Origin of the sequence: Thioalkalivibrio sp. ALJ1 (assembly GCF_000745395.1) — a bacterium.
GTDB lineage: Bacteria > Pseudomonadota > Gammaproteobacteria > Ectothiorhodospirales > Ectothiorhodospiraceae > Thioalkalivibrio.
Genome location: NZ_KN050684.1, coordinates 405,643 through 419,901, shown reverse-complemented (window position 1 = coordinate 419,901; position 14,259 = coordinate 405,643). Strand labels below are relative to the sequence as shown.

Annotated in this window: 10 protein-coding genes and 1 pseudogene; all 11 read left to right on the top strand. The window is 65.0% G+C overall.

Translation table 11 applies throughout. The features are described 5' to 3' along the window. The first annotated feature begins 92 nt into the window (after positions 1–92). The gene (aceE, locus tag F462_RS04325) at positions 93–2,756 is read left to right on the top strand and encodes a pyruvate dehydrogenase (acetyl-transferring), homodimeric type (RefSeq protein ID WP_038051936.1); all 2,664 of its coding nucleotides are present in this window, start codon (positions 93–95) and stop codon (positions 2,754–2,756) included. A gap of 19 nt (positions 2,757–2,775) precedes the next feature. Continuing rightward, positions 2,776–4,125: pseudogene (aceF, locus tag F462_RS04320) on the top strand (dihydrolipoyllysine-residue acetyltransferase); the annotation flags it as partial. Positions 4,126–4,141: 16 nt separating this feature from the next. After that, the gene (gene lpdA / locus F462_RS04315) at positions 4,142–5,926 is read left to right on the top strand and encodes a dihydrolipoyl dehydrogenase (RefSeq protein ID WP_038051931.1); all 1,785 of its coding nucleotides are present in this window, start codon (positions 4,142–4,144) and stop codon (positions 5,924–5,926) included. Positions 5,927–5,932: 6 nt separating this feature from the next. Further along, positions 5,933–6,895, top strand: a complete 963-nt coding sequence (locus tag F462_RS04310; protein ID WP_038051930.1) for a MotY family protein — start codon at positions 5,933–5,935, stop codon at positions 6,893–6,895. A gap of 57 nt (positions 6,896–6,952) precedes the next feature. Further along, positions 6,953–8,176 carry an argininosuccinate synthase gene (locus tag F462_RS04305; protein WP_038051928.1) on the top strand — a complete coding sequence of 408 codons (1,224 nt, stop codon included), beginning with the start codon at positions 6,953–6,955 and terminating at the stop codon, positions 8,174–8,176. Positions 8,177–8,243: 67 nt separating this feature from the next. Then, complete coding sequence (locus tag F462_RS04300; protein ID WP_038051925.1) at positions 8,244–10,193, top strand: diguanylate cyclase domain-containing protein; 1,950 nt, start codon at positions 8,244–8,246, stop codon at positions 10,191–10,193. Between the two features lie 89 nt (positions 10,194–10,282). Further along, positions 10,283–11,071, top strand: coding sequence for an MlaA family lipoprotein (locus tag F462_RS04295; protein WP_208854129.1), 789 nt, complete (start codon positions 10,283–10,285; stop codon positions 11,069–11,071). Continuing rightward, the gene (locus F462_RS04290; RefSeq protein ID WP_038051918.1) at positions 11,068–11,592 is read left to right on the top strand and encodes a hypothetical protein; all 525 of its coding nucleotides are present in this window, start codon (positions 11,068–11,070) and stop codon (positions 11,590–11,592) included. The genes F462_RS04295 and F462_RS04290 overlap by 4 nt, the downstream gene beginning before the upstream one ends. Further along, positions 11,589–12,977 carry a UDP-N-acetylmuramate:L-alanyl-gamma-D-glutamyl-meso-diaminopimelate ligase gene (mpl, locus tag F462_RS04285; RefSeq protein ID WP_038051916.1) on the top strand — a complete coding sequence of 463 codons (1,389 nt, stop codon included), beginning with the start codon at positions 11,589–11,591 and terminating at the stop codon, positions 12,975–12,977. Before F462_RS04290 ends, mpl begins: the two co-directional genes overlap by 4 nt. Further along, positions 12,974–13,609, top strand: a complete 636-nt coding sequence (locus F462_RS04280) for a flavin prenyltransferase UbiX (RefSeq protein WP_038051914.1) — start codon at positions 12,974–12,976, stop codon at positions 13,607–13,609. The genes mpl and F462_RS04280 overlap by 4 nt, the downstream gene beginning before the upstream one ends. Beyond that, positions 13,606–14,208, top strand: coding sequence for an LON peptidase substrate-binding domain-containing protein (locus tag F462_RS04275; protein WP_018142102.1), 603 nt, complete (start codon positions 13,606–13,608; stop codon positions 14,206–14,208). Before F462_RS04280 ends, F462_RS04275 begins: the two co-directional genes overlap by 4 nt. Positions 14,209–14,259: the final 51 nt, after the last annotated feature.

The window sequence follows — 14,259 nt, the reverse complement described above, 5'->3', positions numbered from 1 at the left end:
CGACACCGGCGCATGGTAGCAAATGCCCGAAGGCCCGGTGGCATGGCCTCGTAGTGGCAATCCGATTCCCAACCCGTTTTCAGGGGTAGAGCATGGACCCGAACGCGACCGAACACGATATCGATCCGCAGGAGACTCAGGAGTGGATTGACGCCCTGGCTTCCGTGCTGGAGGCGGATGGCCCGGAACGGGCCCACGCCCTCCTTGAGCGACTGGTCGACAAGGCGCGCCGCAGCGGGGCCTATCTCCCGTATTCCGCCAACACCGCCTACGTGAATACGATTCCCACGCACCTGGAGCCGGAATATCCGGGTGACAGTGCGGTGGAACATCGCATCCGCTCCTATATTCGCTGGAACGCGATGGCGATGGTGGTCAAGGCCAATCGAGCGTCTTCCGAGCTGGGCGGACACATCGCGACCTTCGCCTCGGCCGCGACTTTGTACGACGTGGGCTTCAACCACTTCTGGCATGCCCCTGCGCATGACCACGGCGGCGACCTGCTTTTTGCCCAAGGGCATTCCTCGCCCGGCATCTATGCCCGCGCGTTCATGGAAGGCCGCCTGACCGAGGAACAGCTGGACCACTTCCGTCGCGAGGTGGACGGCAAGGGCCTGTCCTCCTACCCGCACCCATGGCTGATGCCGGACTTCTGGCAGTTCCCGACCGTGTCCATGGGGCTCGGGCCGATCATGAGCATCTACCAGGCGCGCTTCATGCGCTATCTGCAGGATCGGGGCCTGGCGCAGACCGAGAACCGCCGCGTGTGGAGCTTTGTCGGCGACGGTGAGGTGGACGAGCCGGAGACCCTGGGTGCGATCACCCTGGCCTCGCGCGAGAAGCTTGACAACCTGACCTGGGTGGTGAACTGCAACCTGCAGCGCCTGGATGGCCCGGTGCGCGGCAATGGCAAGATCATCCAGGAGCTGGAGGCGATCTTCCGCGGCGCCGGCTGGAACGTGGTCAAGGTCCTGTGGGGTCGTTACTGGGATCCGCTGCTGGCCAGGGATACCGACGGTCTGCTGCAGAAACGCATGATGGAAGCGGTCGACGGCGACTACCAAAACTACAAGTCGCGCGACGGTGCCTATGTGCGCGAACACTTCTTTGGCAAGTATCCCGAACTCAAGCGCATGGTCGCCAACATGTCCGACGAGGACATCTGGCGTCTGAATCGCGGCGGTCATGACCCGGTCAAGGTGTACGCGGCCTACAAGGCGGCGGCCGAGCACAAGGGTCAGCCGACCGTGATCCTCGCGCACACCGTGAAGGGCTACGGCATGGGCGCGGCGGGCGAGGCCCAGAACCGGACCCACAGCCAGAAGAAGATGGACGCGGAGGACATGAGGCAGTTCCGCGACCGCTTCAACATCCCGCTTTCCGACGAGCAGGTGGAGAAGGCCGAATACATCAAGCCGGATCCCGATTCGGAAGAGATGAAGTACATGAACGCGCGGCGCAACGACCTGGGCGGTCACCTGCCCGTGCGCCGCCCGCTGGCGACACCACTCGAGATCCCCGGGCTGGACGCCTTCAACGGTCTGCTGGAGGCCTCCGGCGAGCGCGAGATGTCCACCACCATGGCTTTCGTTCGCCTGCTGACGCTGCTCGCGCGCGACAAGAAGATCGGCAAGAACATCGTCCCGATCGTGCCCGACGAGGCGCGTACCTTCGGCATGGAAGGGCTGTTCCGCCAGCTGGGGATCTACTCCTCGGTCGGCCAGCTCTACGAGCCGCAGGACAAGGATCAGGTGATGTATTACAAGGAGGACAAGAAGGGCCAGATCCTGGAAGAGGGGATCAACGAGGCCGGCTCCATGTCCTCCTGGATCGCGGCGGCCACGTCCTACTCCACCCATGGCGTGGCGATGGTGCCGTTCTACATCTTCTATTCAATGTTCGGCTTCCAGCGCATTGGCGACCTGATCTGGGCCGCCGGCGACATGCGCGCCCGCGGCTTCCTGATGGGTGCGACCGCCGGGCGCACCACGCTGGCCGGTGAAGGCCTGCAGCATGATGACGGTCATAGCCTGATGATGGCGGCCAACGTCCCCAACTGCATCGCCTACGACCCGACCTTCGCCTATGAATTGGCGGTGATCGTGCAGGACGGCATGCGCCGCATGTACGCGGAGCAGGAAAGCGTCTTCTACTACATCACCGTGATGAACGAGAACTACCCGCAGCCGGCCATGCCGAAGGGTGCCGAGGAAGGCATCCGTCGTGGCCTGTACCGGCTGCAGGCGGGTGGGCGCAAGAAAAAGAAGGTGCGCCTGCTGGGCTCCGGGACCATCCTCCGCGAGGCTATTGCCGCCGCCGAACTTCTGGACAAGGACTTTGGCGTGGCCGCGGAGGTCTGGAGTGCGACCAGCTTCAACGAGCTGGCACGCGATGGCCGCGATGTCGATCGTCATGCACGGTTGAACCCCGAAGCCAAGCCGCGCAAGGCTTGGGTGGAAGAGTGCCTGGGTGGCTCGGAGGACCCGGTCATTGCCGCCACGGACTATGTGCAGGCCTACGCGGACCAGATCCGCGCCTGGGTGCCGGCAGATTACCGCGTGCTGGGGACGGATGGCTTTAGCCGATCGGATACCCGGGCCGCGCTGCGCCGTCACTTCGAGGTGGATCGCTACCACATCGCGGTTGCGGCGCTGAAGGCCCTGGCCGATGCCGGGACCGTTGAGATCAAGACCGTCTCCGACGCGATCAAGAAGTACAAGATCGACGTCGAACGGCCCAATCCGCTGAAGGCTTGAGGCCGTCGGACCCGAGGCAGGAGCAGACATGAGCAACACGACTACTGTGCACGTCCCGGATATCGGCGACTTCAAGGACGTTGAGATCATTGAGGTCATCGTGAACCCCGGTGACAGCGTGGCCCCCGAGGATCCGCTGATTACGCTGGAGTCCGACAAGGCCTCCATCGAGATCCCGGCGCCCCAGGGCGGCACCGTGAAGGCGCTGAAAGTGAAAGCGGGCGATCGGGTCAACCAGGGCGATCCGATCCTGGAGCTGGAACCCGCCGAGGAGGGCGCGGCCGAGGCCGATTCCGCGAAGAAGGAAGAAGCCTCGAAGGACGAGGCCTCCGCTAAGCAGCCAGCGGCCGAGAAGGCCGCAGCGGACAAGTCCGAGAAGGCCGCACCACCGAAATCCGTGGCTGCCAAGGCCGCCGACCGGGCTGACGGACCGCGCCCGTCCCCCACCGAGCACATCCGCGACGAATCGGCCTTCCGCAAGGCCCATGCCTCGCCGGTGGTGCGCCGGTTTGCGCGTGAGCTGGGTGTCGACCTGACCAAGGTCGAGGGCTCCGGGCGCAAGGGCCGCATCCTGCGCGAGGACGTGCAGGGCTTCGTCAAGCGCGCGCTGAGCCAGGGCGCTGGCGGCGGCCTGGGTGTCGAGCCGATGCCGGAGATCGACTTCTCCGAGTTCGGCCCGATCGAGACCCAGGCGCTGTCGAAGATCAACAAGCTCACCGGCAAGAACCTGCATCGCAATTGGGTCACCGTCCCGCACGTGACCCAGTTCGACGAGGCCGACATCACCGAGCTCGAGGACTTCCGCAAGTCGCTGAAGGCCGAGTACGAGAAGAAGGGCGTGAAGGTCACCTTCCTGCCGTTCCTGATGAAGGCTGTGGTCTCCGCGCTCAAGCAGTACCCGCGCTTTAATGCCTCGCTGGACGCGACCGGCGAGAACCTGATCCTGAAGCAGTACTACAACCTCGGCATCGCGGTGGACACGCCGGACGGCCTGGTTGTCCCGGTGGTGCGCGACGTCGATCGCAAGAGCCTGGTCGACATCGCGGCCGAGCTGATGGACCTGTCCCAGCGCGCCCGCGACAAGAAGCTCAAGCCCGCGGACATGCAGGGCGGCTGCCTGACCATCTCCAGCCTCGGCGGCATCGGTGGCACCCAGTTCACCCCTATCGTGAACGCCCCCGAGGTCGCGATCCTGGGTGTGTCGCGCTCAAGCATGAAGCCGGTGTGGAATGGCAAGGATTTCGAGCCGCGCCTGATCCTGCCGCTGGCGCTGTCCTACGATCACCGAGTGATCGATGGCGCGCTGGGCGCCCGTTTTGCCACCACGCTGAGCGCATTGCTGTCCGACATGCGCCGCATGCTGCTGTAACGACCGGAGCTTTGTCATGAGCCAGACCAAGACCATCGAGGTCCCGGATATCGGGGATTTCAAGGACGTCGAGATCATCGAGGTCCTGGTACAGCCGGGTAGCGAGATCGCGCCGGAAGACCCGTTGATCACGCTGGAGTCCGACAAGGCGACCATTGACGTGCCCGCCCCCGAGGCCGGTACGGTGAAGAAGCTGCATGTGAAGGTCGGCGACAAGGTCTCCCAGGGCAGCAAGCTCCTCGATCTCGAGGCCAGTGGCGAGGCCGCTGGCGGAAGCGAGGACGCCCCCGCAGCCGGCGGCGAGAAGGCCGAGTCCGCCAAGGCGGAATCGGGCGCCGCGAGCGAGTCGAACAAGGTGGCGCCCAAGGCCGCCGCCGATCCGAATACCGACAGCCAGTGCCAGGTGCTGGTGCTGGGTTCCGGCCCCGGTGGTTACACCGCGGCGTTCCGCGCGGCCGACCTCGGTCTGGATGTGGTGATGGTCGAGCGTTACCCGCAGATCGGTGGGGTCTGCCTGAACGTCGGTTGCATCCCGTCCAAGGCATTGCTGCACGCCGGCGAGGTGCTGCACGAGGCCGAGCGGTTTGCTGCTCTGGGCATCAAGTTCGGCGAGCCGGAGATCGATCTAGACGGGCTGCGTGGCTACAAGGGCAACGCGGTCAAGAAACTGACCGGCGGGCTCAAGCAGCTGTGCAAGCAGCGCAAGGTACGCGTAGTACAGGGTGTGGGCGAGTTCGTCGGTGCCAACAGCATTGCCGTCGAAGGGGACGAGGGCCGCGAGGTGATCGGCTTCGAGCACGCGATCCTCGCGGTTGGTTCGCAGGCGATCAAGCTGCCCGGCTTCCCCTGGGACGACGAACGGGTGATGGACTCCACCGACGCCCTGGATCTCGCGGAGATCCCCGAGCGCATGCTGGTGGTCGGCGGCGGCATCATTGGGCTGGAGATGGCCTGCGTGTACGAGGCCCTGGGCAGCAAAGTCACGGTGGTCGAGCTGTCCGACACCCTGATGCCGGGCGCGGATCGCGACATCGTGCGCCCGTTCGAGAAGCGTGCGAAAAAGCGCTTCGAGAATATTTTCCTCAAGAGCAAGGTGTCCGAGGCGAAGGCCACCAAGGCCGGGATCGTCTGCCAGTTCGAGGGCGAGGCCAAGGGCCTGCCGGAAGAGGATACTTTCGACCGCGTGCTGGTCGCCGTGGGGCGCAGCCCGAACGGCGCCAAGATCAAGGCCGAAGCGGCGGGCGTGCAGGTGACCGAGCGCGGCTTCATCGAGGTCGACAGCCAGCAGCGCACCAACGTCGAGCACATCTTCGCCATCGGCGACGTGATCGGCCAGCCGATGCTGGCGCACAAGGCCACCCACGAGGGCAAGGTCGCGGCCGAGGTTATCGCTGGGCACAAGGTGCACTTCGACGCGCGCGCGATCCCGTCGGTGGCCTATACCCATCCCGAGGTGGCCTGGATGGGCGTGACCGAAGAGCAGGCCAAGGCCGATGGCATCGAATACACCAAGGGCGTGTTCCCCTGGGCCGCCTCCGGCCGCGCAATCGCGCTGGGTGCCGAGGACGGCATGACCAAGCTGCTGTTCGACGCCGACGGTCGCGTGATCGGGGCCGGCATTGTGGGCCCGTCCGCCGGCGATTTGATCGGCGAGGCCATGCTGGCGCTGGAGATGGGCGCCGAGATGGAAGACATCGGCCTGACCGTGCACCCGCATCCGACGCTCAGCGAGACCGTGGCCTTTGCCGCCGAGGTTGCGCACGGGTCGATTACCGACATCCTGCCGCCGAAGAAGCGCTAGCGCTTCATGACCGGCCTGCGCCAGTGGCTGCGTCTCATGCTCCCCGGCGTGCTTCTGGGGGCTGGCATCGTCACGGCCGGTGCCGCGCCGTACAGCGAGCCGCTGGAGCGCAGCACCTGGCAGCTGACCGAGGACGACGACATCTGTCGTATCGAGCAGTCGGTCCGCCATGGCGGGACGCTCGGTTTCGAGACCCGGCCAGGACTGGTGACTGGGGCCTACTGGGAGGCGCCGTACCCCATGCCCGAGGGGCATTCGCCACGGCTGCGCACCGGTGCACCGGAGTGGTTGCGACCCGCCTCAATGGCGCCGCTGGACCTGCAGCTAGAGGCCCGCGACGACCGGATCTTTCGTGTCCCGCAGTCCCTGGTTCAGCCCCTGAAGGCGCGTCTGTTGGCGGGTCACGATATTCATATCGATTTCCCGGATGGTGATGATTGGGTGCATTTCCGGGGGATTCGCTTTGCGCTTCGTGCACAGGACTTCCGTGCTTGCTACGGCAGTCATACTCGGCCCGCCGCCGCCCCGGAGGCGGGGGCCCTGGAGCGCTGGAGCGTCTATTTCGATACCGGCCTCCACCGGCTTGATCGCGAGGCGAGGGAGACCCTGGAGGCGGCGGTTCAGGCCCTGGCCAGCGTTGCGGCCCCACGGGTTCGAGTCGTGGGCTGGACCGATGCGGAAGGCCCGCTAGGGATCAACGAGGCCCTGAGCCGTGATCGTGCCCGAGTGGTCCGGGAGGCCTTGGTGGAGGCAGGGGTTGCGGCCGAACAGATCGAGATTGAGGCACCGGGCGTTGACCCGGCCGCCGAGGGTGCTCGAGCGGCTTCGCGTCGAAGCGATATCTGGTGGCTGAATGGCGATCGGGAGGCAGACGAAGCCCCGGCCGAGGCGGTTTCGGACCTTCGGGCTGAACCGCCTGCAGGCCCAGTTCCCATCCCGCCCGGACCCTCCGAGACCCCGGCGTGGTAATGACGGAAGTCGCAATAACGACTATATCTTCATGTTAAGACAAGGACTGGCATTCTTATGAGCTCCTCGATCAAACGCGTCGTCCTCGCCTACTCCGGTGGCCTGGATACTTCGGTCATTCTTAAATGGCTGGAAGATACCTATGGCTGCGAGGTCATCACCTTTACCGCCGATCTCGGTCAGGGCGAGGAAGTCGAACCGGCCCGTGCCAAGGCCGAGGCCCTGGGCGTAAAGCAGATCTATATCGAGGACCTGCGCGAAGTCTTCGTGCGCGACTATGTATTCCCGATGTTTCGGGCCAACACGATATACGAGGGCGAGTACCTGCTGGGTACTTCCATCGCCCGCCCGCTGATCGCGCGTCGCCTGGTGGAGATCGCCGAAGAGACCGGGGCTGATGCCATCGCCCACGGTGCCACCGGCAAGGGCAATGATCAGGTGCGCTTCGAGCTGGGCGCCTATGCGCTCAAGCCCGGTATTCAGGTGATTGCCCCCTGGCGCGAGTGGGACCTGAATTCGCGCGAGCGCCTGATGGCCTACGCCGAGCAACACAACATCCCGGTGGACTACAAAAAGCAGGGCACGAAGTCGCCGTATTCGATGGATGCGAATCTTCTGCACATCTCCTATGAGGGCGGCCCGCTGGAGGACCCGTGGACCGAGGCCGAGGAGGACATGTGGCGTTGGTCGGTCTCGCCCGAAGCTGCGCCGGAGGAGTCCGAGACCCTGACCATCGGTTTCGAGAAGGGCGACCCGGTCTCGATCAACGGTGAGCGTATGAGCGCGGCCGATCTGCTCGCGAAGCTCAACGAGCGAGGTGGTGCTCACGGCGTTGGTCGTCTGGACATCGTCGAGAACCGCTATGTCGGCATGAAATCCCGTGGCTGCTACGAGACCCCGGGCGGCACCATCCTGTTGCGAGCCCGTCGCGCGCTGGAATCCATCACCCTGGATCGCGAGGCGGCGCACCTGAAGGACGAGCTGATGCCGCGTTACGCCAGCATCATCTACAACGGCTACTGGTGGAGCCCGGAGCGGCGCATGTTGCAGGTCGCAATCGACGATACCCAGACCGTGGTCAACGGCGAGGTGCGCCTGCGTCTGTACAAGGGCAACGTGATCGTGGCGGGCCGGCGTTCCGAGGACACCCTGTTTGACGACGCCATCGCGACCTTCGAAGATGATGCCGGCGCCTATGACCAGAAAGACGCCGAGGGCTTCATTCGGCTGAACGCCCTGCGTCTGCGTATCGCCGCGAGTCGTAATCGGAAGCCCACATGACATGAAGGAGTGCGGCCGCAGACGTCCATCGTTCAGGGCGCCAGAGGCTCGGCGCCTTCCGCGATGGATGTTCGGTGGCCTGACTCTGTTGCTGACCTTGATCGGACTGACTTCGGCGTCGCCGTTGTTGGCCGACGAGCCGCAAGCCGATGAGCAGCGGCTCATTCTGGGCGTGCTGGCACATCGTGGCGATGACGTGGCGCGCCAGAACTGGACGCCCTTTGTCGAGTATCTGAGTGAGCAGATCGAGGGTGCCCGCTTCGAACTGGAGCCGGTGGATAACGACGAACTGCAGGCCGCTGTGGCCGCCGACCGGTTTGACCTGATCCTGACCAACAGCGGTTCCTACGTGATGCTGGAGCAGCGTCACGGGATCTCGCGGATTGCGACTATGCAGCCGCGGCAGATGGGGCGTGACGAGGATCGCTTCGGGGCGGTCGTGATCGCACGCGCCGACCGCGAGGACCTGGTGGATCTGGAGGATCTGCGTGGCCAACGTCTGTCCGCTGTCCACCCGGATGCCTTTGGCGGCTGGTGGATGACCTGGCGCGAACTGCAGGCGGCTGGGCTGGATGTCGAACGCGACCTGGCGTCCATTGTGTTCACCGGATTCCCGGTTGGGCGCGGCCTTGATTGGGTGCTGCGCGGCGAGGTAGATGCGGCGACCTTCCGTACCGGAATTCTCGAGGAGATGGAGGCTCGTGACGATCCGCGGCTGGAACAGGTCCGGGTGGTCGGCGAGCGCGCCTTCCCCGCGTTCGACCATCGTTCCAGTACGCGGTTGTATCCCGAATGGCCGCTGGCGATGCGAGGTGACCTGGATGCCTCGCTGGCGCACTCGATCCTGCAGGCTACGTTGGCGCTGGATGCCGAACACCAGGCCAGCCAGGCAGCGGAGATCACCGGTTGGTCGGCGCCGCGTTCCTACGAGGATGTCCATGGCCTGATGTTCGAGCTGGGTGTCGGGTTGTATGCCCCGCAACCGTTCAACGCACTGGAATGGCTGCGCAGCAACCTCGTCTGGCTGGCTTCGGGGCTGGCGGTTCTTGCGTTTTTTGCGCTGTTGTATGTCTCCCGCGTGCATGCCCGGATGCGCCGATCCGGCCGCAATCTTGAACGCAGTATGGATGCGATGCCCGATGCCGTGATCACTCTGGACGCGCATGGCGGGATCTCCTATATGAACCCTGCGGCTCGTGAACTGACTGGTCTCAGCCGGGACCAGGTCTTGGGCTGTTCACTCGATCAACTTCTCGACCTGCGCGAGCTGGGCACCGGGCGCCCCCTGCTACCGGAGCGGGCCCGGGGTGAAAGGCTGAACCAGGCCCTTGGTGATCGCTCTGATGCCCGATTGGTCCGCCGTGACGGCCACGAACTGATCGTGCGGATCGCGCGCACGGCGCTGGATCCGGTGGCCGGGAGTTCGGTGCGTACCCTGCTGGTCCTGACCGATGTCTCCGAAGAGCGCCGGCTGGTGGACCGACTGGTGCACGAGGCTAGTCATGACAGTCTGACCGGGTTATTGAATCGACGGGCCTTCGAGCGTGAACTGGAGATCGGCCTGCATGCCGCCCGAGAAAACCACGTCGTTGCCAGTCTTCTGCTGGTGGATCTGGATTACTTCAAGGACGTCAACGATCGTCATGGTCACCGCGTGGGTGATGAATTGTTGCGACAGGTGGCGCGTGTCCTGCACGACCTGACCCGCAATCACGATGCCGTGGCACGGATCGGGGGCGACGAGTTTGCCATTATCGCCCGCGACACCAACGCCGAGTATTCACGCATACTGGGGCAGCGCATCTGCTCGGCCTTGGCCGACCGCCCGTTGCAGGTCGAAGCGCGGGACGTCACCATTGGGGCTTCGGTTGGCGTGGTCGAATTGGGGCCGGATGTGCCGGGTGTGGACGAGGCCTTCGTCGCGGCGGATCGCGCCTGTTATCAGGCCAAGGACCAGGGGCGCGGCCAGGTGACGGTCGCCCGCAAGGCGGACATTCACGCCATACCTGGGGTTTGACCAAGACACGCCCCTCCAGGATCACGGTTCCACCACCTGGCATGCCGCCGTCCTGGCCGCCCGGTGACCCGCTCAGAAAAAGGAATCACATGTCTGTTGTCTCCCGCTTGCGAATGGGCCTTCCGGCCCTGGTGGTCCTGGGCCTGACCGGCTGTGCGACAGTACCCAGCGAGGACCGTCATCCCGACGACCCATGGGAGTCCTACAACCGAGCGGTTTTTGAGTTCAATCAGGATTTTGACGAGTCCTTGTTGCGCCCCGCCGCCGTGCAGTACCAGCGTTTGCCGCAGCCGGTGCAGACCGGGGTCGGGAATTTCTTCTCCAACCTGAATGACGTGGTGGTGCTGTTCAACAACCTGCTGCAGGGTAATCTGGAGAACGCGGCGTCCGACACCGGTCGCCTGCTTTTCAACACCACTTTCGGGGTGTTCGGGTTGATTGATGTCGCCTCGCCGATGGGCCTCGACAAGAACAACGAGGACTTCGGGCAGACCCTGGGGGCCTGGGGTGTTGCCCGTGGGCCCTACCTCCAGCTCCCGTTCCTGGGTCCGAGCACGGCCCGTGATGCGCCCGCTCGCTTGGTGGACGGGTACGTGAGTCCGCTATACCACACCAATTTGCGCGACGATCACTCGGGCTGGTGGGCCGGCCTGATCGCGCTGGATGTGATCGACATGCGGGCCGGTCTGATCCCCACCGAGCGCATGTTGGCTCAGCTTTCCGATGACCCCTACATCGCGATGCGCCAGGGCTACCTGCAGCGCCGCGACTTCCTCGTGCGCGATGGCATGTCGGACGAAGAGGCCGATGCCATGCTGGACGAGCTGGAGGAACTCGAGGCCCTGGAGGCGATGGAGGCCGAGGAGGGAGGGCTTTGAGCGGCGTCTTCACGATATTCAACATCTTGCGACTGCGCGCCGGCCCGCAGGACCTTCCGGCGGATAGCGGGACGCTGATCTTCTGGGTCGGCATTGCCCTGATTGCCGGCATGGTGGTCGGGATACCCCTGTATGGCTTTGGCCAGGCCCTCGCGCTGAACGTGATGGACCTGGCGGTCCTGTACGCTTTTGTTGCCATCGTGCTGACCATCCGGGGCGTGCCCGATCGTCTGCGCCAGACCTTTACCGCGATGGCCGGGACCGGGGCGATTCTGGGCCTGTTGATGGCGTTGTTGATGCTGTTCATGGGCGGCCCGGATCCTGGGCGGGAGCCCGAGGACATCGCGACCGGCGTCGTACTGGGGATGCTGACCCTGCTCGCCTGGCTGTTGCTGGTGTTCGGTCACATTCTGCAGCAGGCGCTGGGGCTCGGCCTGCGCTTGGTCGGGATGCTGCTTGCGCTGGGCTACGTGGTGGTCTCCAGCGTGCTGACCCAGACCGCGATTGGACTGTTTCAGTGAGCAGCCGGCACTTGCATGTTCTCGGTATCGGCGGCACCTTCATGGGCGGTCTTGCCCAACTGGCACGGGCGCAAGGTTACGCGGTCACCGGCTCCGATCAGAAGCTGTACCCGCCCATGAGCGATCAGCTCGAGCAGGCGGGGATTCCCTATCATGAAGGGCACGACCCGGAGACGCTGCCAGAGCTGGGTCCGGTCGTGGTCGGCAACGTGATGCGTCGCGGCATGCCGATTGTCGAAGCGGTGCTGGATCGCGGGCTGGACTACACCTCGGGCCCGCAGTGGCTGGCCGAACACATCCTCCGCGATCGCTGGGTCCTGGCCGTCGCTGGTACCCACGGCAAGACCACCACCGCCAGCCTGCTCGCCTGGATCCTGGAGTACGCGGGGATGAGTCCCGGCTTCCTGATCGGTGGCGTGCCGGGCAATTTCGGGGTTAGCGCACGCCTGGGCGAGAGCCCGTTCATTGTGATCGAGGCTGACGAGTACGACAGTGCTTTTTTCGACAAGCGCGCCAAGTTCGTGCACTACCGACCGCGCACCCTGGTTCTGAACAATCTCGAGTTTGACCATGCCGACATCTACCCCGACCTGGCCGCTATCGAGCGTCAGTTTCACCACTTGGTGCGCACGGTGCCAGGGCAGGGGCGCATTCTGATGCCATCCGCCGACGCGGCGCTGGAGCGAGTGTTGGAGATGGGCTGCTGGACGCCGGTGGAGCGTCTGAGTACCGATCCGGATCCCGGCGCACCCACCGCGCTGGCCGCGCGCGCCCTGAACCCCGAGGCCTCGGCCTTTGAGGTCCTGGCCGATGGCGTGGTGCAGAGCCGGGTGGACTGGTCGTTGACCGGGCAGCACAACCTGTCGAATGCCCTGGCCGCGCTGGCCGCGGCGCGTCACGCCGGTGTACCGCTGACGACCGGGATTGCGGCGCTGCCCGGCTTTCTGGGTGTGCGTCGACGCCAGGAGCTGCGCGCCGAGATCGATGGTGTCCGGGTGATCGACGACTTCGCCCATCACCCCACCGCGATCCGTCTGACGCTGGAGGGGCTGCGCGGCCAGGTCGTACCCGGTGGCCGCCTGGTGGCGATCCTGGAGCCGCGTTCCAACACCATGCGTATGGGGGTGCATGCCGATGCGCTGGGCGCGGCTCTGGCCCAGGCCGATGCCGTGCACCTTTACCATGCCCCCGAGATCGACTGGTCGACTGATGTCTTGCAGCAGCAACTGGGTGAAGACCTGGTTGTGGCGCACGATATCGAGTCCCTGTTGCAAGGGATTCTTGCCACGGTGCGCTCCGGCGATACGCTGGTGATCATGAGCAACGGAGGCTTCGATGGGTTGCATGTGCGCCTGATTGATGCCCTGCAGGGAACCCCCGTATGAACGAACGCCCGCGCAGCATCTCTCTGGCCCTGACCGGGGCCTCCGGTGCGCCCTATGGCCTGCGTCTGTTGCAGTGTTTGGTCGAGGCCGGGGTCCAGGTGCACTTGATGCTGTCGAAGCCGGCCCAAGTGGTGCTGGGTCTGGAGACCGATCTCGAAGTGCCAGGACGCCCGGTGGAGATCGCGCGCTACTTCAGCGAGCGCTATCAGGCAGCCCCCGAGCAGATCCACTGCTATGGCGCCGAACAGTGGACTGCGCCGGTGGCCAGTGGCTCGGCCGTTCCGGAGGCGATGGTGGTGTGCCCTTGTACGACCGCAACTGTGTCGGCGATCGCGACCGGCGCCTCGCGCGGGTTGATCGAGCGCGCCGCCGACGTCGTCCTGAAGGAGCGCCGCAAGCTCCTGCTGGTGGTGCGTGAGACGCCTTTCTCCGAGATCCACCTGGAGAATATGCTGCGCCTGGCGCGCATGGGTGCGGTGGTGATGCCGGCGAATCCGGCGTTCTACCATCGGCCGCAGTCCATCGACGACCTGGTCGATTTCATGGTGGCGCGGGTGCTGGATCACCTCGACGTCGAGCACGCGCTGGTACCGCGCTGGGGCGCGGCACCGATGCCGGGAGAGGATGCATGACAACGTTGCCGTTGTTTCCGCTGAACACGGTATTGTTCCCCGAGGGGCTGCTGCCCCTGCGGATCTTCGAGACTCGCTACCTGGACATGGTCCGGCGTTGCCTGCGTGACGATGGCCGCTTTGTCATCGTCGCCACCGAACCGCAACCCGAGTCCGGCGGACCCCCGTCCGAGACCGATCCCTCCGTGGGCTTCCACGGCGTGGGTACCGAGGCGGTCATCGTGGACTGGGATCAACGTCCCGATGGCTTGCTGGGCATCCTGGTCAAGGGTGAGGGGCGCCGCGTGATCGAGAATGCCCGGCGCGCCGACGACGGCCTGTGGCTGGGCGATGTGGAGCCCCTGCAGGAGTATCCCGAGGTGAGTCTTCCGGTCGATTACGCCTCGCTGGCGGATCTTCTGGAGCGGTTGCTGGACCAGCTGGGCACGCCCTGGTCGCATCTCGAGCGCCGTTTCGACGACTCCACGTGGGTAGCGGCGCGTCTGACCGAACTGCTCCCCATCGATCTCGAGGTCAAGCAGCAACTGCTGGAAGCAGACGACCCGATCGAGCGCCTGGAGCGCCTGCGAGCGGCCATGCTCGCAGCATCGAAATCCTGAAACCCTGAGACGGGGCTGTTAAGGTTTCGGATCAAATTCTTAACCGGAGCC

Coding starts and splice junctions, on each gene's coding strand:
- aceE (WP_038051936.1), top strand. CDS start 93: ATGGACCCGAACGCGACCGAACACGATATCGATCCGCAGGAGACTCAG.
- lpdA (WP_038051931.1), top strand. CDS start 4,142: ATGAGCCAGACCAAGACCATCGAGGTCCCGGATATCGGGGATTTCAAG.
- F462_RS04310 (WP_038051930.1), top strand. CDS start 5,933: ATGACCGGCCTGCGCCAGTGGCTGCGTCTCATGCTCCCCGGCGTGCTT.
- F462_RS04305 (WP_038051928.1), top strand. CDS start 6,953: ATGAGCTCCTCGATCAAACGCGTCGTCCTCGCCTACTCCGGTGGCCTG.
- F462_RS04300 (WP_038051925.1), top strand. CDS start 8,244: ATGTTCGGTGGCCTGACTCTGTTGCTGACCTTGATCGGACTGACTTCG.
- F462_RS04295 (WP_208854129.1), top strand. CDS start 10,283: ATGTCTGTTGTCTCCCGCTTGCGAATGGGCCTTCCGGCCCTGGTGGTC.
- F462_RS04280 (WP_038051914.1), top strand. CDS start 12,974: ATGAACGAACGCCCGCGCAGCATCTCTCTGGCCCTGACCGGGGCCTCC.
- F462_RS04275 (WP_018142102.1), top strand. CDS start 13,606: ATGACAACGTTGCCGTTGTTTCCGCTGAACACGGTATTGTTCCCCGAG.